General features: G+C 74.2%; 10 protein-coding genes and 1 pseudogene. 2 read left to right on the forward strand and 9 right to left on the reverse strand.

The window, feature by feature from the left end; genetic code table 11:
• Positions 1-71: 71 nt before the first annotated feature.
• The 9 genes from AC0OO9_RS03020 to AC0OO9_RS03060 all read right to left on the reverse strand — a co-directional run bounded on the left by AC0OO9_RS03020 (position 72) and on the right by AC0OO9_RS03060 (position 21,058).
• Complete coding sequence (locus tag AC0OO9_RS03020; RefSeq protein WP_484515377.1) at positions 72-998, reverse strand: ornithine carbamoyltransferase; 927 nt, start codon at positions 996-998, stop codon at positions 72-74.
• Between the two features lie 38 nt (positions 999-1,036).
• Complete coding sequence (locus AC0OO9_RS03025; RefSeq protein WP_484515378.1) at positions 1,037-2,332, reverse strand: diaminobutyrate--2-oxoglutarate transaminase; 1,296 nt, start codon at positions 2,330-2,332, stop codon at positions 1,037-1,039.
• Between the two features lie 106 nt (positions 2,333-2,438).
• The gene (locus AC0OO9_RS03030) at positions 2,439-3,224 is read right to left on the reverse strand and encodes a 2-keto-4-pentenoate hydratase (protein WP_484515379.1); all 786 of its coding nucleotides are present in this window, start codon (positions 3,222-3,224) and stop codon (positions 2,439-2,441) included.
• Complete coding sequence (locus AC0OO9_RS03035; protein WP_484515381.1) at positions 3,224-4,210, reverse strand: class I SAM-dependent methyltransferase; 987 nt, start codon at positions 4,208-4,210, stop codon at positions 3,224-3,226. Before AC0OO9_RS03035 ends, AC0OO9_RS03030 begins: the two co-directional genes overlap by 1 nt.
• 92 nt (positions 4,211-4,302) lie before the next feature.
• Complete coding sequence (gene dmpG, locus AC0OO9_RS03040; RefSeq protein ID WP_132240580.1) at positions 4,303-5,322, reverse strand: 4-hydroxy-2-oxovalerate aldolase; 1,020 nt, start codon at positions 5,320-5,322, stop codon at positions 4,303-4,305.
• On the reverse strand, positions 5,319-6,209 hold the full coding sequence (locus AC0OO9_RS03045; protein WP_484515383.1) for an acetaldehyde dehydrogenase (acetylating): 891 nt from the start codon (positions 6,207-6,209) through the stop codon (positions 5,319-5,321). The genes dmpG and AC0OO9_RS03045 overlap by 4 nt, the downstream gene beginning before the upstream one ends.
• Before the next feature lie 59 nt (positions 6,210-6,268).
• Entirely contained in the window at positions 6,269-13,390 is a 7,122-nt protein-coding gene (locus AC0OO9_RS03050) for an amino acid adenylation domain-containing protein (RefSeq protein WP_484515385.1), read from the reverse strand.
• The gene (locus AC0OO9_RS03055) at positions 13,387-19,914 is read right to left on the reverse strand and encodes an amino acid adenylation domain-containing protein (RefSeq protein WP_484517836.1); all 6,528 of its coding nucleotides are present in this window, start codon (positions 19,912-19,914) and stop codon (positions 13,387-13,389) included. The genes AC0OO9_RS03050 and AC0OO9_RS03055 overlap by 4 nt, the downstream gene beginning before the upstream one ends.
• A 139-nt stretch (positions 19,915-20,053) precedes the next feature.
• The gene (locus AC0OO9_RS03060) at positions 20,054-21,058 is read right to left on the reverse strand and encodes a TauD/TfdA family dioxygenase (protein WP_484515387.1); all 1,005 of its coding nucleotides are present in this window, start codon (positions 21,056-21,058) and stop codon (positions 20,054-20,056) included.
• Positions 21,059-21,276: 218 nt separating this feature from the next.
• Here AC0OO9_RS03060 and AC0OO9_RS03065 point away from each other — a divergent pair, with 218 nt between their 5' ends.
• Both AC0OO9_RS03065 and AC0OO9_RS03070 read left to right on the forward strand, forming a co-directional pair.
• Positions 21,277-21,495 carry an MbtH family protein gene (locus AC0OO9_RS03065; protein WP_091630286.1) on the forward strand — a complete coding sequence of 73 codons (219 nt, stop codon included), beginning with the start codon at positions 21,277-21,279 and terminating at the stop codon, positions 21,493-21,495.
• 77 nt (positions 21,496-21,572) lie between these two features.
• Positions 21,573-23,315 (forward strand): annotated as a pseudogene (locus AC0OO9_RS03070) (non-ribosomal peptide synthetase); the annotation flags it as partial.
• Positions 23,316-23,338: the final 23 nt, after the last annotated feature.

Here is a 23,338-nt window from a genome sequence, read left to right on the forward strand (position 1 = left end):
TGGGTAACCGGTACCCATATTTCGGCGGCGCCGGCGCACCGCCGGTGACCTGGGACGATCCGCCACGCGACTCACCCGGCGCACCACTCCAACGCGGCCTGGGCGCTGGACATCTTGTGCCTCGCCTGTGCGAAGGCGATGCTGCGGGGACCGTCCAGCACATCGGCAGTGACCTCCTCGCCCCGGTGCGCCGGCAGGTCGTGCATGAACACCGCCGCCGGGCTCGCCGCCAGCAGCGCCCCGTCGACCCGGAACGGCGCGAAGACGCGCCGCCAGTCCGGGTCCGGCTTGGTGGTGCCGGTGGTCTGCCAGCGGGTGGCATAGACGACGTCGACCTCCGGCAGGTCCGCCATGTGGTGCGCCTCGGCGACCGCCGAACCGGTCCGCGCGGCGGCCGTCCGGGCGGCCGCGAGGACGTCCGGGTCCAGCCCGTACCCGGGCGGCGTACGCAGGTGCAGCCGCGTGCCGGTGAACCGGCTGAGGGCCAGCGCGAGCGCGGCAGCGGTGTTGTTGCCCTCCCCCACGTAGAGCACCCGCAGCCCGTCGACCCGGCCGAACCGCTCGGTCATGGTGCTCAGGTCGGCCAGCGCCTGCGTGGGGTGCTCCTCGGCGCTCATCGCGTTGATCACCCCCATCCGGTCCTGCCCGGCGAACGCCCGCAGCTCGGCGACCGGGTCGGCGGTCCGGGCGACGAACAGGTCGACCATCTCGGACAGCACCCGGGTGGTGTCCTCGACCGTCTCGCCGGTGTTCAGTTGCAGGTCCCCGGGGCCGTAGCTGATCAGCTGGGAGCCGAGCCGCAGGGCTCCGCTGGAGAAGGCGGTACGGGTCCGGGTCGAGGTGCGGCGGAAGTAGACAGCGGTGACCAGGCCGCGCAACTGGTCGGCGGGCCCGACCCGGCCGGCGGCGTACCCGGCGCTGCGGGTCACCAGGTGCCGCAGGTCGGCGTCGCTCAGGTCCTTGATGGACAGCAGGTGACGGCGGGGACGACGGTCCATCGGGATCCTCCAGGAACGGTCGCGGTGGCGGGCGGCGGTCAGCTGGCCAGGACGGCCCGGTGCAGGACGGCGAGGCCCCGCTCCAGCCGGGCGAGGTCGATGGTGAGCGGCGGCATCACCTTGATCACCTCGTCGTCGCGCCCGCAGAGTTCGACGATCAGCCCGGTCTCGAAGCAGCGCCGTTGGATCCGATCGGCCCGCTCGGCACCGCCGACCGCCCGCAGGTCGATGCCGAGGACCATGCCCAGGCCCCGGACGGCGAGCGCCGGTTCGCTGTCGCGCAGGTCGGCGCCGAAGCGCTCCAGGCGCCGGGCGCCGACCGCGGCGGTGGTCCGGAATCCGTCCTGGCCCCAGAGTTCGCAGGCGGCGGCGCCGGCGATGAAGGCGAGCTGGTTGCCCCGGAAGGTGCCCGTGTGCTCCCCCGGCGACCAGACGTCGAGTTCCGGCCGGAACAGCACCAGTGACAGCGGCAGCCCGTACCCGCCGATCGCCTTGGAGACGGTGATGATGTCCGGCACCACGTCGGCGTGTTCGAAGCAGAAGAACGTGCCGGTCCGTCCGCAGCCGGACTGGATCTCGTCGAAGATGAGCAGCACGCCGTACCGGGTGGTCAGCTCGCGCAGCCGGCGCAGCCAGTCGGCCGAGGCCGGGTACACCCCGCCCTCCATCTGCAACGGTTCGACGATCACGGCCGCCGGGAGGTCCAGCCCCGACGACGGGTCGGACAGCATCCGCTCCAGGTAGCCGATCGAGTCGAACGGCCCCGCCGGACCGTCCTCGTACGGCACGAACGTCACGTCCGCCGTGCCCACCTGCCCGGCGGCCCGGGCCCGGCGGCCACCGCTGACCGCCAGCGACCCGCGGGACATGCCGTGGTACGCCCCGGTGAAGGAGACCACGCCGCGGCGTCCCGTGGCCCGGCGGGCGACCTTCAGCGCCGCCTCCACCGCGTCGGTGCCGGTCGGCCCGCAGAACTGCACCTTGTGGTCCAGCCCGCGCGGGGCCAGCACCCGCTCGCGGAGCCGGCTGAGGAAGGTCCGCTTCGCCACGGTGTACATGTCCAGGCCGTGCATCACGCCGTCCCTCGCGAGGTACTCGGTGATGCGACGCTTGAGGTGGGGATGGTTGTGGCCGTAGTTCAGGGTGCCGGCGCCGCAGAAGAAGTCGGTGAACATCCGACCGTCCTCGGCGTAGAGCTCGGCGCCCAGGGCCCGGTCGAACACCACCGGAAACTTGCGGCAGTAGTAACGCACCTCCGACTCCATGGCCTCGAAGAGGGAGAAGTCGTAGGCCGCCTTGTGCGGCGGTACCGTCTCGTCCACCAGCATGGTCATCGGTCCGGGGTCTCCTCGGTCGTAGTCGTCTCGTCGTCGAAAGTCGAAACAGGTCGGTCGGGTGCGGGCTCCCCGGCCGGCGGGCGGTGCCGGGGCCCGGGGCACGTCAGCGGCGGGTGGTCAGCGCGACCTGACCCAGGGCACCGAAGGAGGCCCGCACGGTGTCCCCCGGCACGAGGTCCACCGCCGCCGCCCAGGAGCCGGAGAGCACGAGCTGCCCGGCCCTGATCCCGGTGCCGAACCCGGACAGGATGCGCACCAGGCAGGCCACGGACTCGGCCGGATGGCCCATCACCGCCGAGCCCCGCCCCGCCTGCACGCCGTGACGGCTACGCAGCTCCATGCGTGCGCCGGCCAGGTCCGTCGTGCCGGGCGGCACGCCGGCGCCGAGGACGGCCAGCGCCGACGAGGCGTTGTCGGCGACGGTGTCCACGAGGCCGATCCGCCAGTCCCGGATCCGGCTGTCGAGCACCTCCAGCGCCGGCAGGACCTCCGCGGTCGCGGCCAGCACGTCGCGCGCGGTCACGGTCGGGCCGGCGACGTCCCGCGCGAACCGGAACGCGATCTCGCCCTCGACCTTCGGCGCGATGAACCGACCCAGGTCGAGGTCGGCACCGTCGTCGAGGACCATCCGGTCGGTCAGGTAGCCGAAGTCGGGATGGTCGATGCCGAACATCGACTGGATCGCCTCGCTCGTCGCACCGATCTTGAGCCCGGCCAGGACCGCACCGTCCGCCAGGTCCATCTCGCGCAGCTCGCTCTGGATGGCGTAGGCGTCCGCCAGGTCGAGCTGCGGATGCCGGGCCGAGATCGGCGGTACGGCGCGAAGGGTCCGCGCCGCCGTCCTGAGTTCCCCCGCGAGCGCGCGGTGCAGCGACAGCGTGGTGGCCACTACCTGGCCGCCACGAAGAGCCGACCGCCGGGCACGCCGAGCGGTACGCACGCGGTCTCGGAGAAGCCGGCGGACCGGAACGTGTCCAGCCACTGCCGCTCGGTCGGCAGGGTCACGCGCATGAAGCTGGCGTGCAGGTAGGTGAAGAGCGCGCTGAACCTCCGCTCCGCGGGGTCGGGCGCGTAGGAGACCGCGTCGGCGACCGCCATGAACCCACCCGGCGCCAGCGCGTCGCGGCAGGCGCCCAGCACCTCCTTGGCCACCGGCTCGTCCGCCACGATGTCGTGCATGACGAAGCAGGCCAGCACGGCGTCCGCGCCCTCGACCGGTCCGGGATCGTCGGCGAGGGACTGGACCGTACGTTCGACGACCCGGAGCCGGTCGGCCACCCCCGCGGCGGCGGCGGCCTCCCGCGCGGCTCCACACGCGGCGCCGCTGCTGTCGAGCGCCACGCCGGTACGCCCCGGGTCCCGCCCCAGGAGGTCGATGAGCAGCCCGCCGGCGCCGGCACCGAGGTCGGCCACGTGCGAGGCGCCGGCCGAGGCGACCCGGTCGACGATCGGCGGATAGAACGCCCGCTCGCCGATCCACCTCGAACTGACCGCCACCCGGCGTCCGTTCCGCCGGTGGGCCCGGGCCGCCGCGTCGCGGTCGGTCAGGAACTCCCGGGCGTTGGCGAGGAACGGCCCGTTGGCGCTCATGGCCCAGGACAGGTAGCCGGCCGCGTACCGCCGGTCCGGGTAGTCCTCGGCCGCCCGGAATCGGTCCGGGACGTCCGTGCCGACCACCAGCCCGGCGGCGACCAGCGCGGCGAGGTAGTCCTCCACGCCGGCCTGCGGGAGGTCGGCGGTCCCGGCCAGCTCGGCGGCGTCGAACGTGTCGCCCGAGTCCAGCAGCCGGTCCACCCCGATCTCCGCGCCGATCTGCAGCAGCGCGGCGACACCGGCCAGGTCGGCCGCCTCGTCGAGCGAGGAATGGCGTTGCATTGGTCCTCCTAGGTCAGGTGATGCGGGCCCTTGGTGAGGTGATGCCAGCCCTACGTCGGGTGATGCGCGCCCGGAGGGCCGCGCGTACCGGCTCAATGGCTCTGCTCGGCTGCCAGCGACATGGCGACCTCGATGATGGTGTCCTCCTGGCCCGCCACCACCCGGCGGTTGCCCAGCTCCAGCAGGATCCTGCGGGGGTCGACGCCGAAGCGGGCGCTCGCGCGCCGCACCGGCGCGGCGAACCCGGAGAACACGCCGGCGATCCCGCTGGCGATGGTGACGCTGTCGTTGGTGGGCACGTGCTTGACGAACCGCTCCTGCGCCACGTCGGCCGCGTCCAGCGCGCCGAAGAGCTGGATGTCGGTCTCGACCTGCCCGACGTGCAGGTTGGCCGCGACAAGCTCGATCGGTGCGTTGCCCGCGCCCGCGCCGAAGCCGCGCGCCGTGACGTCGACGATGGTGGCGCCGGCCTCGATCGCCGTCATGCTGTTGACGACCGACATGCCGAGGTTGTTGTGCGCGTGGAAACCGACAGCGATGTCGAGGTGCTCGACGAGTTCGCCGACCTTCTCGCGGACCTTCTCCGGCGTGTACGCGCCGGCGGAGTCCATCAGGATGACCGCCTCGGCGCCGTAGCCCTGCATGAGCCGGGCCTGTTCCAGCAGCTTCGCCGCGGAGGCCATGTGGCTCATCAACAGCATCCCCTTGACGGCGACGCCCATCGCCCGCAGCATCGTGACCTGCTGCCGGGTGACGTCCGCCTCGGTGCAGTGCGCGCCGACCCGGACCTCGTCCACGCCGTGGTCCAGCGCCGGCTTGAGGTCGCGCTCGACGCTGGCGAACCCGGGGATGGACAACACGCCGAGGCGGGCCGTACGCAGCTCGGCCTTGGCGGCCCGCAGCATCTCGGCGTCGCTGAGCGCGGCCATGCCGACCTGGATGGAGGAGGCGCCGAGGCCGTTGCCGTGGCCGACCTCGACGACGTCCACGCCGGCCGCCTCGGCCGCCCGCGCGTAGGCGCTGATGTCCGCGCGGCCGAGTTGGTGGCCGACCGCGTGGTTGCCGTCGCGCAGGGTCGTGTCGCAGATGCTGAGTTTCGGTGCGCCGCTCATGACCGCCGCCGTTCCGCCCGGGCCTCCGCGACCGCGAGGGCGGCGCAGGTGATGATGTCGAGGTTGCCGGCGTAGCGCGGGAACCAGTCGCCCCGGCCCTCGACCTCCACCGTGATCGTGATCCGGTCCCCGACGGCCACCGGCGGGACGACGACGCGGTAGCCGGGGACGTACGACCTGATCTGCTTCTCCATCATGGCGACGGACGCGCGCAGGGCGTCCATGTCGATCCGTTCCGCGGTCGTCACCGCGATGGAGTTGCGCATGACGATGCCGGGCTCGGCGGGATTGATGACCAGCACAGTCTTGGTGCGTCGCACGCCGCAGAACTCGATGGTCGCCTGCTCGGTGGTGTGCACGTACTCGTCCAGGTTGGCCCGGGACGCGGGCCCGACGGTGGCCGAGGCGCTGGCCGAGACGATCTCCAGGTAGTCGATGCCCTCCGCGGCCTCCGCCATGCAGTGGGCCATCGGGACCGCCGCCTGGCCCCCGCAGGTGACCATGCTGAGGTACTGCTCGTCGAGGCAGTCGTCCAGGTTGAGCGCCGGTACGCAGAACTTCCCGAGGTGCGCCGGCGTGAGGTCGACGAACGGCAGCCCGGTGGGCGCGACGACCGACCAGTGGCGGGTGGCGTCGTCGGCCGAGGTCGCGTCGCAGACCAGGTCGACGTGCTCGGCGCGGGCGGTGACCGCGTCGATGCCGTCCACGCTGGTCGGCACCCCGTGCCGCTCGGCCAGCTCGATCCCGGGGGATCCGGCGCGGCGCCCGGCGAACAGGACGCACTCCAGCAGGGGGGACGCCTCGACCTTCAACAGCAGGTCCGTGCCGATGTTGCCCGTGCCCACGATGGCTACCCGTAGGGGTGGCGGGCTCGTGTGGGTACTCATCCAGTTCTTCCTCTCGTCCGGCGCGCACGGCGGGCGCGGCCGGCATCCGTGACAGACGGTCAGCCCTCACCCAGCACGTCGGCGATGACGCGGGCGAGCGTGGTGACGTGCGGCGGCTTGATGACGCTGAAGTGGTCGCCCGGCACCCGGTGCACCCGTACGCCGCCGGTGCAGAGCTCCTCCCAGCGCGCCAGGTAGTCCGGGTAGCTCTGCCCTGAGGTGACCTCGTGCTGGCCGTCGGCGAGTTCGTCGCTGACGATCAGCTCCAGCCGACCCGGCCAGGGCCGGTGCCGGTACTCGACGTCCACCTCCATGACCTCGCGCCAGATCCGGACCTGGCGCGGCCACGAGTCCCCCACGCCGCGCTCGGGCAGCGCGATGCCGGTCTCCTCGTCGATGTCGTCGACGAGGTGTTCGAGCAGGTCGAGGATCTCCCGGCGGCGGTCCGGCGTGTCGGCCCCGTCGCCACCCGTGCTCACCTCGTGCAGCAGCAGTTCGAGGCGGCGGATCAGGGCGAGCTCGTTCCAGGCGTCGGCGCGGGTGTGGATGTCCAGGCCGGGATCGAGCAGGATCAGCGTCACCTCCTGCCCGTCCTCGACCAGCCGGTGGGCGATCTCGCTGGCGATGCCGCTGCCGCCGCACCAGCTGAACAGCCGGTACGGCCCGTGCGGCTGGGCCCGGCGGAGTTCGTCGCCGTAGCGTTCGGCGATCTGCGCCGTGCTGGGCGTGCCCCCCGGGTGCGGGCCCGGCCACTCGAACGCCGCCACCGGCTGCTCCGGGGGCAGGTGCGGGGCCAGGCGCAGGTACCAGTGGGCGCTGCCGCCACCGGGGTGCACGCAGAACAGCGGGGGCCGGCCGTCGCCGCCGCGCCGCAGCCACATCATCGCGCCGGCCGTCGCCGCCGGGTCCTGAAGTGTCGCGGCCAGCCCGGCGACGGTGCGGTGTTCGACGAACGAGCCGAACGTCAGCTCGTAGCCGTGCCGGCTGCGCAGCGTCGCGGTCAGTCGCATCATCGCCAGCGAGTGGCCGCCGAGGGCGAAGAAGTCGTCGTGCACGCCGATCCGCTCGATGCCGAGCGCCTCGCTCCAGGCCGCGGCGATGTGCCTCTCGACGTCCGAGCGCGGCGCGACGTACTCGACGTCCGTCACCGGCCGCGAGCCGTCCGGCGCCGGGAGGGCGGCCCGATCGACCTTGCCGTTGCGGGTGTACCTGAAGTCGTCCACTGCCAGGTAGTGGTGCGGGACGAGGTGCTGCGGCAACCGCTCCCGCAGGTGGTCGCGCAGCTCGGCCGGGGACGCCACGGCCCCGTCCGCGAAGCGGGTGTAGGCGACGAGCGCGGCGTCCGGGGTGCCGGCCCGGTACACGGCGACCACGGCGGCGGCGACCGCCGGGTGGGCGGCGAGGGCGTGCTCGATCTCGCCGAGCTCGATCCGGAACCCGCGGACCTTGACCTGGTGGTCGCGGCGCCCGTGGAAGTGCAGGGTGCCGTCGGGGTCGCGGGAGACCACGTCGCCGGTGCGGTACACGCGCCCGCCCGGTCGGGGCGCGTACGGGTCCGGCACGAACCGCTCGGCGGTCAGCGCCGGCCGGTTCAGGTACCCGCGTACCACGCCCGCCCCGCCGAGGACGAGTTCCCCGCGTACGCCGGGGGGCAGCAGGCGCAGTTCGTCGTCGACGACGTAGGCGCGCACGTTGTCCAGCGGGAGCCCGATCGGCGGCGGCGCCGTGTCCGTGGCCCGCAGCTCGGCGATGGTGGCGACCACGGTGGTCTCGGTGGGCCCGTACGCGTGCAGCACGCGGACCCGGTCGGCCCACCGCGCCGCCTGCTCGGCCGTGCACGCCTCGCCACCGGTGACCAGCACCCGCAGGCGCGGGAAGTCGGCCGGGTCGAGGCGGTCCAGCAGCGGCGGCGGCAGGGTCATGTGGGTGAGCTCGGCCGCGTGGCGACGCAGGTCGCCGGGGTCGGCGTCCGGCGGGGGCAGCACCAGCGCCGCGCCGTTGGCGAGGGCCAGCAGGATCTCCCAGACCGACGCGTCGAAGCTGGGCGAGGCGAACTGGAGCACCTCGTCGCCGGGCCGCGCTCGCAGGACCCGCCGCTGGGCGTGGCAGAAGTTGAGCACGGCGCGGTGGGTGACCGCGACGCCCTTGGGCCGCCCGGTGGAGCCCGACGTGTAGATGACGTAGGCGAGGTTGTCCCCGCTGAGCCGTACCGCCGGCGGGTAGGCCGCCCGGGGCCGGCCGTTCGCGAGGTCGGCGACCAGCACCGTCGCGGTCGTGCACGGCAGGCGCGGGGCCAGGTCGCCGTCGGTCAGCAGGACCACGGGCGCCGCGTCGCGGACCATGTCGCCGACCCGCTCGGCGGGATAGGCGGGATCGAGCGGCAGGTACGCCCCGCCGGCCTTGAGGACGGCCAGCATCGCGACGACGAGGTCGACCCCGCGGGGCAGGTGGATGCCGACGACCGTGTCGGGCCGGACGCCCAGCTCTCCCAGGCGCGCGGCGAGCCGGTCAGACCGGTCGTCGAGCTGCCCGTAGGTGAGCGTGGCGTCGCCGTGCCGTACCGCCACGGCGGCGGGCGCGGCGGCCGCGCGACCGGCGACGAGGTCGTGGACGAACGGGGTCGCCGGGAACGGCTCGACGGGCTGGTACGCCTCGACCGCCCAGGCCCGGTCGGCGGCGCTCAGCCCGACGTCCGTGTCGCCGTCGGGGTCGGCGGCCATCGCCTCCAGCACGTGCCGGTAGGTGCGGGCCAGCAGTTCGAGGTACGGCCGGTCGATGTCGGCGGGCCGGGCGCCCAGCCGCAGGACCCCCGGGAAGGTCCACACGTCCAGCCCGACGCTGCTCGGGCTGAAGTCGTCGACCATCCCGACCGACTCGGCGGGGCCGTCGAGCACGTGGAAGTCCAGGTACGAGAAGCCGACCCGCAGCAGTGGCGAGCCGTTTCCCCACTGGCGTTGCATGGCCGGCAGCGGGTAGCGGCGGTGCGGCCAGAGGCGTGCCTCGCCGGCGAAGACGGCCTGGACCAGGGCGCGCCAGGTGCGGGCGGAGGTGTCGGCGGCGAACGGCACGGTGTTGAGGTACATGCCGAAGACCTCGTCGCCGCGCAGCCGCTCGGGCCGGCCGTTGCACAGCAGGCCGGTGAAGAAGCGCTGCCGGCCGGTGACGATGCTCAGCACCTTGAGGTGCACGGCGTGCAGCACGCTCTTCAGGGAGGTGCCGGCGGCGGCGGAGAGCCGGCGCAGTGCGGGGCGCAGGTCGGCCCACGGCACCTCGACGACGTTCGCCGGGGCGTCCGACCCGGTGCCCCACTCCGGCGGGAGTTCGAGCCGGTCCGACCCGGCCACGGTCGCCGCCCAGAAGCCACGGTCCGTCGCCGAGGCGAGGGACGCGCGCTCGCGGGCGACGAGGTCGGCGAAGCGCACCGCCGGCGGTGGCGGCAGGGCGGGCCGCTCGCCCCGGCGCAGCGTCCGGTACAGCGAGATCAACATCGCCACCGTGGAGGTGTGGCTCCAGCCGTCGAGGATCGCGTGGCTCTCCGAGTGGGTCAGCCGCCATTCGCAGTCGCCGAGCTGGTGCACGTGGTAGCGCAGCAGCGGCGCCGTGGTGATGTCGAACGGCCGGACGCGCTCGGCCCGCAGGTGTGCGCGTACCGCCTCCTCCTGCTCCTCGGGCCGCAGCCCGCGCAGGTCGTCGTAGCCGATGGGCAGGTCGACCGACTCGTGGACGAGCTGCATCAGCTCGGAGTAGTGGGACAGGTCGAACGACGTACGCAGGATCTCGTGCCGGTCCGTGAGCAGCCGGCCGGCCTCCCGCAGCGCGTCCAGGGAGAAGGACTGCCGGTCGGTGATCGCGTAGCAGGAGACGTTGCGGTAGACCGGCCGGTCGCCGCCGGAGAGCATCTCGAAGAGCATGCCCGCCTGGTTCTGCGTGATCGGATAGGCGTCGACGAGCCCGTCCGGTAGCCGGCTGCGGTCCGCGTCGCCCACCAGCGCGAACCGGCCGACGGTCGGCTCGGTCTCCTCGCCCGGCCCGGTCCGCGCGGCCACGCCCGCCAGCTCGGCCACGCTCTGGTGGGTGAACAGGTCCTGGACCGACACGGTGAGACCGGCCGCGCGCAGCAGCCCCACCATCCGGATCGCCCGCATCGAGTCGCCGCCGAGCAGGAAGAAGCTCTCCGTCACGCCGACCGTGTCGAGGCCGAGCGCCACGGCGAACGCGTCGGCGATCCGCTTCTCGGTCTCGTCGCGGGGGGCGACGTGACCGCCGCCCGCCGCGCCCGGCACCGCCTCGGGTGCCGGCAGGGCGCGGCGGTCCACCTTGCCGCTGGCGGTCAGCGGCAGAGCGGGCAGGATCGTCCAGCGCGCCGGGACCATCGCGTCCGGCAGGCGGTCGACCAGGTACGCGCGTACCGGATCGACGGTCTCCGGCCCGACGAGGTAGCCGACGAGCTGCTCGTCGTGGACGGCCACCGCCGCCGCGGTGACGCCGGGAGCCTCGTACAGCAGGGCCTCGACCTCGCCGAACTCGACGCGCTGGCCGCGGATCTTCACCTGGTGGTCGATCCGGCCGAGGTACTCGATGCTGCCGTCGGGACGGTAGCGGGCCAGGTCACCGGTGCGGTACAGGCGCCGCCCCGGCGCGGCGGCGAACGGGTCGGGGACGAACCGTTCGGCGGTCAGCGCGGCCCGGCCGAGGTAGCCCCGGGCGAGCTGCACGCCACCGATCAGCAGCTCGCCGGGCACGCCGACCGGGACGGGCTGACCGGCGGCGTCGACGATGTGGGCGGTGGTGTTGGCGATCGGGCGGCCGATGGTGACCGGCTCGCCGGGCTCGCACCGGGTCGCGGTGACGTCGACCGCGGTCTCCGTGGGGCCGTACAGGTTGTGCAGCTCGCAGCCGATCCGCTCGTGCGCCCGCTCGGCCAGGTCGGGCGGCAGCGCCTCGCCGCTGCAGATCAGCCGCCGCAGGGACGGCAGCGCCCCGACGGGCTCGGCCAGGAAGGCCCGCAACATCGACGGTACGAAGTGGACGGTGGTGATCCCCTCCGCGCGGATCACGTCGGCCAGGTACGCCGGGTCGCGGTGCCCGCCGGGGCGGGCGAGGACCAGCGTCGCGCCGGTGATCAACGGCCAGAAGAGCTCCCACACCGACACGTCGAACCCGACCGGCGTCTTCTGCAGCACCCGGTCCGAGGCGTCGAGGCGGTAGGCGTCCTGCATCCACCGCAGGCGGTTGACGATCGCGCCGTGCTCGATCAGGGCGCCCTTGGGCCGGCCGGTCGACCCGGAGGTGTAGATGAGGTAGGCGGCGTGCCCGGGTGTGATCTCCGCCGACGGTTGCGGGTCGCCGTCGGCGGACGTGTCGTCCTCGGCGGCCAGGAAGTCCTCGTCGATCACGAGCTGGGCACCGGAGTCGCGCACCATGAAGGCGCGCCGCCGCGCCGGCAGGTCCGGGTCCAGCGGCAGGTAGGCGGCGCCGGCCTTCAGGACCGCCACCAGCGCCCGCATCAGGTCCAGGCCGCGGGGCAGGCAGACGGCCACGAGGGACTCCGGTCCGACCCCGGCGTGGCGCAGGCGCCGCGCGAGGGCGGCGGCCTCGGCGTGCAGCCGACCGTACGTCAGCTCCGCGCCGTCGAAGCGCAGCGCGACCGCGTCGGGCGTACGGGCCGCCTGCGCGTCCAGCAGACCGGTCAGGGTCTGCCGGGGATACTCGACGGCGGTGTCGTTCCAGGCCGCGAGCTGGGCGGTCTCGGGGTCGGTGAGCAGGGGCAGCCGGGTGACCGGGGCGTCCGGGTCGGCGGCGACGGCGCCCAGCAACCGCCGGTAGTGCCCGGCCAGCCGCCGCACGGTCGCGTCGTCGAACAACGCCGTCGGGAAGTCCACCCCGCCGGAGAGGGAGCCGTCCGCCTCCTCGGTCAGCCCGAGCGTCAGGTCGAACTTCGCCGTGGTCGGGCCGGCGGACAGTTCCTCCCCCACCAGGCCGCCCGCGTCGAAGCCCGTCGACCCGCCCTCCTCGAAGAGGAACATGGTCTGGAACAGCGGATTGCGCGACAGGTCCCGCTCCGGCGACAGCGCGTCCACGATCCGCTCGAACGGCACGTCCTGGTGCGACTGCGCGTCCAGCACCGTCTCCCGCACCCGGGCCAGCACCTCGACGAAGGTCGGCTCGCCGGACAGGTCGGTGCGCAGCACAAGCGTGTTGAGGAAGAGCCCGACCAGGCCGTGCGTCTCCAGGCGGTCCCGACCGGCGGCCGGGGTGCCCACCGCGACGTCGGTCTGCCCGGTGTGGCGGGCCAGCAGCACCTGGAACGCGGCCAGCAGCACCATGAACGGGGTGGCGTTCGACGCCCGGCCCAGGTCCCGCAGCCGACCGGCGAGGTCGGCCGGCACCGTGAACGTGACCAGCCCGCCGTCCGGGTTCCACACCGGTGGCCGGGGCCGGTCGGTCGACAGTTCCAACGGCGTCAGCCCGGCCAGCCGGTCCCGCCAGTGGTCGAGCTGCCGGTCCAGCCGCTCCCCGGCTGAGCGGGTCCGCTGCCAGAGCGCGAAGTCCGCGTACTGGATGGGCAGCGGGGCCAGCGGGGAGGGCCGGCCGGCGACGAACGCGTCGTACAGGGCGGCCAGCTCGCGCAGGATGATCCCCTCGGACCAGCCGTCGGAGGAGATGTGGTGCAGGGTGAGCGCCAGGGCGTGCTCGTCCCCGGCGAGACGGACCAGCCGGGCCCGCAGCGCCGGGCCGGCGGCCAGGTCGACCGGGTCCGGCGAGCCGAGCAGCGCGGTGAGGCGCTGCCGGGCCGTCTCCCGGTCGGTGTGGCTGAGGTCTGTCGTCGTCACCTCGACCGGGGCGGGCGGGTCGACGACCTGTGCCGGCTCGCCGTCGACCACGACGTACCGGGTCCGCAGGATCTCGTGCCGGGCGACCAGCTCCGTCAACGCCCGGCGCAGCGCGTCGGTGTGCAGCGAGCCGCGCAGCCGCAGGCCGACGGACATCAGGTAGCCGGTGCCGCCGGGCTGCAACTGGTCGAGCACCCAGAGCCGGTGCTGCCCGAAGGAGAGCGGCAGCGGGCCGGTGCGGGGCGCCGGGGCGATGGTGTCGGCGCGGCGGGCCCGACCGGCACCACGCAGGCGCCGCTGGAGCAGTTCCTGTCGCGGGGACGCGCTCGGGATGTGGCTGGCGGTCACAGGTTGCCCTCCTTCAGCAGTTCCGCCACCTCGGCGTCGGAAAGCCGTGAGATCTCGTTTTCGATGGCCGTGTGCACCGCGTCGGCGAGGTCGGCCACGGTGGTCTGCTCGAACAGCAGGCGCAGCGGCAGGTCGAGGTCGAAGCCCTGCCGCAGGTGCGCCAGCACCCGGGTAGCGAGCAGCGAGTGACCGCCGAGGTCGAAGAAGTCGTCGTGGACGCCGACCCGGTCGACCTCCAGCACGGTGGCCCAGATGTCGGCCACGGCCTCCTCCAACGGGGTACGGGGTGCCGCGTACGCCCGGCCGGGGTCGGCGCGCACGGGTGTCGGGGCGGGCAGTGCCCGGCGGTCGACCTTCTTGCTTGTCGTCAACGGCAGCGCGTCCAGCACCATCCACTGGGCCGGCACCATGTAGTCCGGCAGCCGGTCGCGCAGGTGGGCCCGGAGTTCGCCGACCGCCGGCGGGGTGCCGTCCCGGCAGACCAGGTAGGCGACGAGGCCCTTCTCCCCCGGCTGGGTCTCGCGGGCCACCACCGCGACCGCGCGGACCGCCGGGTGCTCGGCCAGGGCCGACTCGATCTCGCCGAGCTCCATCCGGAACCCCCGGATCTTGACCTGCTGGTCGATCCGGCCGAGGAACTCGATCGTCCCGTCCGGTCGGTACCGGACCAGGTCGCCACTGCGGTAGAGCCGGCCGCCGGGGCCGTCGCCGAACGGGTCGGGCACGAACCGGTCGGCGGTCAGTGCAGGCCGGCCCAGGTAGCCCCGGGCCAGCCGTACCCCGCCGAGCAGCAGCTCGCCGGGCACCCCGACCGGGACGGGATCCAGGTGTTCGTCGACCACGTAGGTCCGGGTGCCGGGGACCGGGCGGCCGATCGGCAGGGTCTCGTTCCGCTCGCCGGGCGGGTCGCCCGTGACCGGGTGCAGCAGGCAGGTGACGGTGGCCTCGGTCGGGCCGTAGTTGACCAGGAACCGGCCGGGCAGCCCGGTGCCCGCCCAGCGCCGGGCGTCGGCGACGGTGACCACGTCGCTGCCGACGTTCATCAGCTTCAGATGCCGCAGCCGGTCGTCGCCGGCCGGCAGGGCGTCCATCACCTCCCGGTAGTAGGCGGGGGTGATCTCCATGTGGGTGATCCGGTGCCGGGCGAGCCGGTCCGGCAGCTCGGCCGGGCTCCAGAAGACCGGGTCGCTGACCACCAGGGTCGCCCCGGCCAGCAGGGTGGCCATCATGCCGTCCATCGCCACGTCGAAGGTGAGCGCGGAGAGCAGCACCACCCGGTCGCCGGCCGCGATGTCGTACGCCCGGGCGATGACGCCGCAGTGGTGGGCGTACGCGCCGTGCGGGATCATCGCGCCCTTGGGTCGCCCCGTGGAACCCGAGGTGTAGATGACGTAGGCGAGGTCGTCCGCTCCGGTCGACGGGTCCGGCGCGGTGCCGTCCCGACCGGCGATCACCGCCCGGTCGGCGTCCACGGCGACCACGGTCACCCCGTCGGCGGCGACCCGGTCGGCGAAGCCCTCCTCGGTGACCACCACCGCGGCCCTCGCGTCGGCGAGCATGAAGCGCAGCCGCTCGGTGGGGTGGTCCGGGTCGACCGGGAGGTACACCCCGCCCGCCTTGAGCACCGCGAGCAGCGTGACCACCACCTCCAGGCCGCGTTCCAGGCAGACCGCGACCGGGACCTCCGGGCGCACCCCGAGTTCGCGCAGGTGGTGGGCGAGCCGGTTGGCGCGGGTGTCCAGCTCCGCGAAGGTCAGCCGCCGGCCGTCGAACTCCACCGCCACGACGTCCGGGTGCTGCCGGACCCGCCGGCCGAACAGCTCCACCACGCCGGCGGCCGCGACGGCCTCGACGGCGCGCAACGACCCGGCGGGATCGGCGGCGCGCAGCGGCCCGGCGGGATCGGCGGCGCGCAGCGGCCCGGCGGGCGCGACCGGCTCGCCGGCCAACGGCCCGAGGAGGTACGCCCGTTCCGCGCCGGTGGGCAGGGTCAGGTCACGCAGGACGGTTCCCGGCGCGGTCGCCACCTGGGCGAGCAGATGCAGGTAGTGCCCGGCCATCCGCTCGATGCTCGGGCGGTCCCAGAGCGCGGTGGCGTACTCGAACCAGCAGCGCAGCCGGCCGTCCGGGTGCTGCTCCACGGAGAGGGTGAGGTCGAACTTGGCCACCGGGAAGGAGCTGTCGACGTGCTCGATGGTGGTCGGGCCGAGGGTGGCGGTCATCCGCTCCAGGTGTTGCAGTTCGAACATCACCTGGAACAGCGGGTTGCGGGACAGGTCCCGGTCCGGCCGCAGCGCGTCGACCAGCCGCTCGAAGGCGACGTCCTGGTTGCGGAACGCGTCCGTCACGGTGCGGCGCACCTGGTCGAGCAGGACCGGGAAGGGCTGATCGTCGACCAGCTCGGCGCGCATCACCAGGTTGTTGACGAAGAAGCCGAGCAGGTCCTCGGTCTCCTGCCGGGTCCGGCCGGCGACCGGGGTGCCGACGGCCACGTCGTGCTGCCGGGCGTACCGGCCGAGCATGACCTGGAAGGCCGCCAGCAGCACCATGAACAGGGTGGCGCCCTCCCGGTTGCCCAGCTCGGCCAGCGCCCGCCCGACGTCGGTCGGCACGTCGACGACGACGTTGTCGCCGGCCGGGTCGCGCAGCGCCGGGCGGGGCCGGTCGGTGGGCAGCTCCAGCGGGGTCGACCCGGCCAGTTGCCGGGACCAGTAGGCGAGCTGCGCGTCCAGTTCGGGGCTGTCCTGGCGGGCCGTCTCCCAGGCCGCGAAGTCCGCGTACTGCACGGGCAGGTCGGGCAGTGCGGTGGCCGCGCCACCCCGCGCGTACCTGCGGTAGAGGGTGTCGAGTTCGCGCAGGAGGATGTCCATCGACCAGACGTCGAACGCGATGTGGTGCATGGTCAGCGCGACCAGGTGCTCGTCGGCGGCGACCCGGATCACCTGGGCCCGGACCGGGCGTTCGGTGGCCAGGTCGAAGGGCCGGCCGGCCGCGACCCGCAGCAGCACCTCCGCGCCGTCGACGACGTCCGGGGCGCCGCTGAGGTCGACCAGCTCCCACCCGACCGGTCCCGGCGGGTCGACCACCTGCACCGGCTCGCCGTCGACCGAGTGGTAGCGGGTGCGCAGGATCTCGTGCCGGTTGACCACCTCGTCCAGCGCCCGCCGGAACACCGCCACGTCCAACGGGCCGGTCAGCCGCATCGAGATCGGGATCAGGTATTCGAGGCTGCCCGGTTCGAGCTGGTCCAGGAACCACAGCCGGCGCTGGCCGAGGGAGAGCGGCAGCTTCCCGTCCCGCGGCACCGGCCGGATCGCCGCGTCGGCCGGCTCGTCGGTGGACCCGGCGCCGGGGCGGGCCTCGTCGACCAGGGCGGCGAGTTGGGCGACGGTGGGGGCGGTGAAGAGCTGCCCGACGGTCAGCTCCACGTCGAGTGCCCGGCGCACCCGGAGCACGCCCCGGATGGCGAGCAGGGAGTGGCCGCCGAGGGTGAAGAAGTTGTCGTCCCGGCCTACCCGCTCGACGCCGAGCAGCTCGGCCCAGATCCCGGCGACGGCCCGCTCGGTGTCGGTGACCGGCGGCAGGTACCGCCGGTCGGCGCCGGGCCGGGGGCCGTCGGGCGCCGGCAGCGCCGCCCGGTCCAGCTTGCCGTTCGCGGTCAGCGGGAGGGCGTCCAGGCTGATCACGGTGGACGGGACCAGCGCGGCGGGCAGCCGGTCGGCGAGCGCGTCGCGCAGTCCGTCCGGATCGATCCGGGCACCGGCGGCGGGGACCACGTACGCGACAAGCTCCGCGTCGCCCGACGGCGGCCGGTGCAGGGTCACCACCGCCGCGTCGACGCTCGGGTGCCGCCGCAGGGCCGCCTCGACCTCGCCCGGCTCGATGCGTACCCCGTGCAGCTTGACCTGGTGGTCGAGGCGGCCCAGGTACTCCAGGCTGCCGTCGTCGCGCCACCGGGCCAGGTCCCCGGTCCGGTACAGGCGCTCCCCCGGGCCGCCGTACGCGTTGGGGGTGAACTTCTCCCCGGTCAGGCCGGGCCGGCCCAGGTAGCCCCGCGCCAGGCCGACCCCGCCGAGGCAGAGCTGGCCGGCCACCCCGACCGGCACCGGCCGGTCGTCGGCGTCGAGGACCAGGGCGCCGCAGCCGGGCAGCGGCCGGCCGATCGGCACGGTCCCGGTCCCCTCGTCACCGCGGTAACGCCAGGCGGTCGCGTCGATGGCGCACTCGGTGGGGCCATAGGTGTTCCAGACCTCCACGGGCAGCAGGGCCCGAAGCTGCTCGCAGAGCGCCGCCGGCAGCGGCTCCCCCGCGGAGCAGACCAGCCGCAGCGCGGCACAGCCGGACAGGTCGGTCTCGTGCAGCAGCACCCGCAGCACGGACGGCACCAGTTGCAGCACCGTGACGCCGTGGGCCCGCATGGCCCGCAGCATCGCGCCCGGGTCGCGGTGGGCGTCCGGGGCGGCCAGGACGACCGCGCCGCCGCTGACCAGCGGCGCCAGGAACTCCCACATGGAGGCGTCGAAGCCGAGGGCGGTCTTCTGGAGCACCCGGTCGGCGGCGGTGAGCCGGTGCTGCTCGACCGACCACAGCACCCGGTTGCGGATGCCGGCGTGGGTGACCACGACGCCCTTGGGCCGGCCGGTCGATCCGGAGGTGTACATGACGTAGGCGGCGGCGTCAGGGTCGGTGGCCGGCAGCGACACCGTCGCGGTGCCGCCCTCGGCGTCGGTGCTGCTGTCGTCGGTGCCGTAACCGGCCTCGACGAGCACGACCGGGGCGTCACCGGCCGACAGCAGGCCCCGCAGGGCCGACTCGGTGACCAGCGCCGACACCCCGGCGTCGGCCGCCATGAACTCCAGCCGGTCGACCGGCTGGTCTGGGGCGAGGGGCACGTAGACGCCGCCGGCGAGCAGCACCCCGAGCAGCGCGGTCACCAGGTCCGGCCCGCGGTGCACCGCGACCCCGACCGGGGCGCCCACGCGAACGCCGACGGTGTGCAGGTGCGCGGCGAGCTGCCGGGCGCGCCCGGCCAGCTCGGCGTAGCCGACCTCGGTGCCGTCGTCGGCGACCAGCGCGGTCGCGTCGGGGGTCGCCGCCGCCTGGGCGAGGAAGAGTTCCGGCAGCCCCGGGCCCGCGGGCCGGTCGGCGCCCCGGCCCCACTCGCCGAGCACCTCTCGGCGCTCGCGGGGGGCCAGCAGGTCCAGCTCGTCCAGGGGGGCGTGGCCGGCGGCGACGACGGCGGCCAGCAGGTGCAGGTAGTTGGCGACCATGCGGTGCACCCGGGGGCCGTCGAACAGCGCGGTGGGGAAGACCACCTCCCCGTGGTACGAGCCGTCCGGCCGTCCCACCAGTTGCAGGGAGAGGTCGAACGCGGCCGAGGTCCACGAGGTCGGCTGCTCGGTGACGGTCAGGCCGGGCAGGGCGAAGGCGGCCCGGTCGGCGTTGTGCAGCCCGAAGCCCACCTGGAACAGCGGGTTGCGGGACAGGTCCCGCTCCGGGGACAGCTCGGCGACGATCCGGTCGAACGGCACCTGCTGGTTGTCGTAGGCGTCCAGGGTGGTGCCGCGGACCTGGTCGAGCAGGTCGAGGAAGCACGCCGGGGCGGCCAGGTCGGCGCGGAGCACGACGGTGTTGACGAAGAGGCCGATCAGGTCCTCCAGCTCGACCTCGTGCCGCCCGGCCACCGACACCCCGACCGCCACGTCACTCTGACCTGCGTACCGGCCGAGCAGGAGCTGGAAGGCGGCGAGGAAGACCATGAAGGGGGTGGCGCCCCGGTCCGCGCCGAGCCGGGTCAGGGCGGTCGCCAGGTCCGCCGGCACGGTGAAGGTGAGGCCGTCGCCGGCGGCCCGCCAGTGCGCGGGCCGGGGCCGGTCGGTCGGCAGGTCGAGCGGGCCGAGCCCGGACAGCCGCTCCCGCCAGTAGCCGACCTGGGCGTCGACGTGCGGCCCCGACAGCCAGTTCTCGCGCTGCCAGGCGGCGAAGTCCGCGTACTGCACGGGCAGCGGCGGCAGCGGGTCGGGCCGGCCGGCGACGAACGCCCCGTAGAGGGTGTGCAGTTCCCTGGCGAGCACGCCCCAGGACCAGCCGTCGAAGGCGATGTGGTGCACCACCAGCAGCAGGACGTGGTCGTCGGCCGCACACCGGATCAGCCGGGCCCGCAGCGGTGCGTCCTGCCGCAGGTCGAAGGGGGCGTCGAGGGTGGCCTCCAGCACCTCGTCGAGGCGGCCGTCCGGGTCGCCGGCCGGCGAGTCGCCCAGGTCGACGAGGTGGACGTCGACCGGGCCGGGCGGGTCGATCACCTGCACGGCACGTCCGTCCACCGTGTCGTACCGGGTCCGCAGGATCTCGTGTCGCGCGCTGATCCCGCTCAGCGCGGCCCGCAGCGCCGTGGCGTCGAGCGGGCCGCGCACCCGTACCGCCTGGTGCAGGAGATACTCGCTGGCACCGGAGCGCAGCTGGTCGACGAACCAGAGCTGCTCCTGCGCCGACGACACGGCGTGGCCGCCCTCGTGATCGGACAGCACCGCCCCGCCGGTGCCGACGTACCGGCTGTCGCCGTCTGCCATGGGTCCTTCGCCTCCGTGTCCGGGCCGGGCATCGCTGCGATGCCGTGGGGAGTTGGTGCGGTGTGCGCGAGGGTCCCGGGCACACCGCCGACGGTCACCCCGGGGTCGCGCCGGCCGCCGCGAGCGCCGCGCGGTACGGCTCGGCCATCGCCACGGCGATCCTGCGGTCGCCGGTGAACGGTTCCCGGGCGTGCGCGGCGAGCATGTTGTCCACCACCAGGACGTCGTCGCGCTGCCAGTCGAAGCGCCGCTGGGCGGACCGGTAGCAGTCCCGCAGGTGGGCCACCACGTCGTCCGGGATGCGCCCGCCGTCGCCGTAGTAGGTGTTCGTGGGCAGCTCGGTCTCGTCGAACAGTTCCCGCAGCCCGGCGCAGACCTCGTCGGCCAGCGTGGTCACGTGGAAGAAGGTCACGTGGTTGAACCAGAGCAGCTCACCGGTGCCGGGGTGCCGGTGCACGGCGTCGCGGCGGGCGCGGGTACGCAGCCCCGAGCCGGTCCACTCCACCTCGATGCCGCTGCGGGCGCAGTAGCGCGACACCTCGTCCCGGTCGTCGGTGTTGAACGCCCGCTGCCAGGGCACGCCGAAGCCCTCGTGGAAGTTGCGCACCACCAGCCAGCCCCGGGCGACGAACTCGGCACACACCGCCGGGTCGATGCGCTGGCGCACCAGGCGGGTGTCGGCGAGCGGGGTGGCGCCCAGGGTGGCCGGCGTACGCAGGCAGTGGAAGTACAGCGCCATGGGCCAGTCGGCCTGGTAGGAGTTCTCGTTGTGCAGGAAGATCTCCTCGGCCGGCGGGAAGTCCGTCGAGGTGTAGACCCGCCCCTGGATGGTGCTGCGGGGCGACGAGCGCTCGGCGTAGTCCAGCGGCTCACCGGAGAGCGCCCGGACCACCCCCTCGAAGCCGGCCACCCCGCCGACGTCGAACCCGCGCAGCAGGACGGCCCCGTGCTCACGCAGCCGGGCCCGGATCGCGGCCCGGTCGGCGGCCAGCCGCCCGCCGATCGGCTCCCCCGGCGCACCGGCGGTCAGGACGAACGGAAGCGGCTTCTCGGCCGACCCGCGCGGCAGCGGCGGCACCGTCATCCGGGGCGTACTCATCGCTTCTCCTGTCGGCCTCTGGGCTGCCGGTCACGCGGCACGGCTCAGCCTCTCCGCTGAGGCACGGGTCAGAAAGAGAATCCCCGGCAAGGCTCGTACGCGTTTTTCTGCCGGTTCTTCTCTACGTCCGGCGATCGGCGTCCCGGCAGGGTGTGACCGGCAGTGGGACCAGTGTCGTGTCGTACGACACGGCTGCCCTTTCCCGAGGAGGAGCCGGCATGTCCGACGAGAACACCGATGAGCGCGCGTACCGGGTCGTGGTGAACGACGAGGAGCAGTACTCGATCTGGCTGGGCGATCGGGAGCTGCCGCTGGGGTGGCGCGCGGAGGGTACCGAGGGCACCCGCGAGGAGTGCCTGAAGCGGATCGACGAGGTGTGGACCGACATGCGCCCGCTCAGCCTGCGCCGGCGCATGGAGCAGGCGGCGGGCCGGTAGTCGTGACCGCCATGGCGAAGCTGACCGCGGCCGACGGGCACCGGGTCCCGACAGCGTGGAACGACACCGAGGTCGCGTACCCGACCGACCCGTGCCTGCACGAGCTGTTCGAGGAGCAGGTACGGCGTACCCCGGACGCGATCGCCGTGGTGTCCGACGAGCGGACCGTCCGCTACGCCGAGCTGGACCGCAAGGCCGACCGGCTCGCCCACCGGCTGCGGGCGGCCGGGGTGGGTGCGGAGTCGGTGGTGGGGGTGTGCCTGCACCGGGGGGTCGACCTGGTGGTGGCGCTGCTGGGGGTGCTCAAGGCGGGCGGCGCCTACCTCCCGGTGGAACCGGACCAGCCGGCCGAGCGGATCCGCTACCTGCTGACCGACTCGAAGGCGACGACCGTCGTCACGGGCCCGGGCGTCGACCACGAGCCGCTGGCCGCCGCCACCGGCGCCCCGATCCGGATCGACGACGACCACCGGGGGCTGCCGGACGGTGCCCCGGAGCCGGTCGTCGGTCCGGCCAACGCCGCCTACGTCATCTACACCTCCGGCTCCACCGGCCGCCCGAAGGGCGTGGTCGTGGAGCACCGCGCGATCGTCAACCGGGTGCGTTGGATGCCGGACGCCCTTGGCGCCGACGGCGGCGTGGTGCTCCAGAAGACGCCGTACGGCTTCGACGTCTCGGTGTGTGAGCTCTTCTCCCCGCTGACCACCGGGGCGACGCTGGTGACGGCCCGTCCCGGCGGGCACCGCGATCCGGCGTACCTGGCCCGGGTGGTGGCCGATCGGCGGGTCACCTCGATCCGGTTCGTGCCGTCGATGCTGCGCGCGTTCCTGGACGTGCTGCCCGCCGGCCGGACCAGCCTGCCGTCGATCCGGCGGGTGCTGTGCAGCGGCGAGGCGCTCCCCGCCGACCTGGTGGCCGCGGCGCACGACCGGCTCGACTGCGAGGTGGTCAACCTCTACGGGCCGACCGAGGCGGCGGTCGAGGTGACCAGCACCCGCTGCCTGCCCGGCGAGGCGGTGACCATCGGCCGGCCGGTGGCCAACACCCGCACGTACATCGTGGACGGCGAGCTGCGGCCGGTGCCGGTCGGTGAGCCCGGGGAGCTGGTGCTCGCCGGGGTCCAGCTCGCCCGGGGCTATCTCGGCCGGCCGGGACTGACCGCCGCCTGCTTCGTCCCCGACCCGTTCGCCGACCGGCCCGGACAGCGCATGTACCGCACCGGCGACCGGGCCCGGTTCCTGCCGGACGGCAGCATCGAGTACCTGGGCCGGCGGGACCAGCAGGTGAAGATCAGGGGCTTCCGGATCGAGCTGGGCGAGATCGAGGCGGTGCTCGGCCAGCATCCCGCCGTCCGCGCCGCCGTGGTGGACGTGCGCCACGGCGCGGTCGGCGGCCCGCAGCTCGTCGCGTACCTGCTGCCGGCCGGCCCGGAGGCGGCCGACCATCGGGCGGTTCGCGCGTACCTGGCCGAGCGGCTGCCGGATCACATGGTCCCGCGGAGCTGGGTGGTCCTCGACGAGCTGCCCCTGACCGGCAGCGGGAAGGTCGACCGCCGGCGGCTGCCGGAGCCCGCCCCGCCCGGCCCGGTCGCCGACGGACCGGCGGTGGCGCCGCGTACCCCCACCGAACGGGCGGTCGCCGAGGTGTGGACCGAGGTGCTGGGCGTCGACCGCTGCGGGAGACACGACGACTTCTTCGACCTCGGCGGTCACTCTCTGCTGGCCACCCAGGTCGTCGCGCTGCTGCACGAACGGTTCCCCGTCGACCTGCCGGTCAGCGCGGTCTTCGAGGCACCGACCGTGGCGGAGCTGGCGACGGTGCTCCAGCGGGCCGTCGAGGAACG

The organism is Micromonospora sp. USAFONa4, assembly GCF_057197825.1.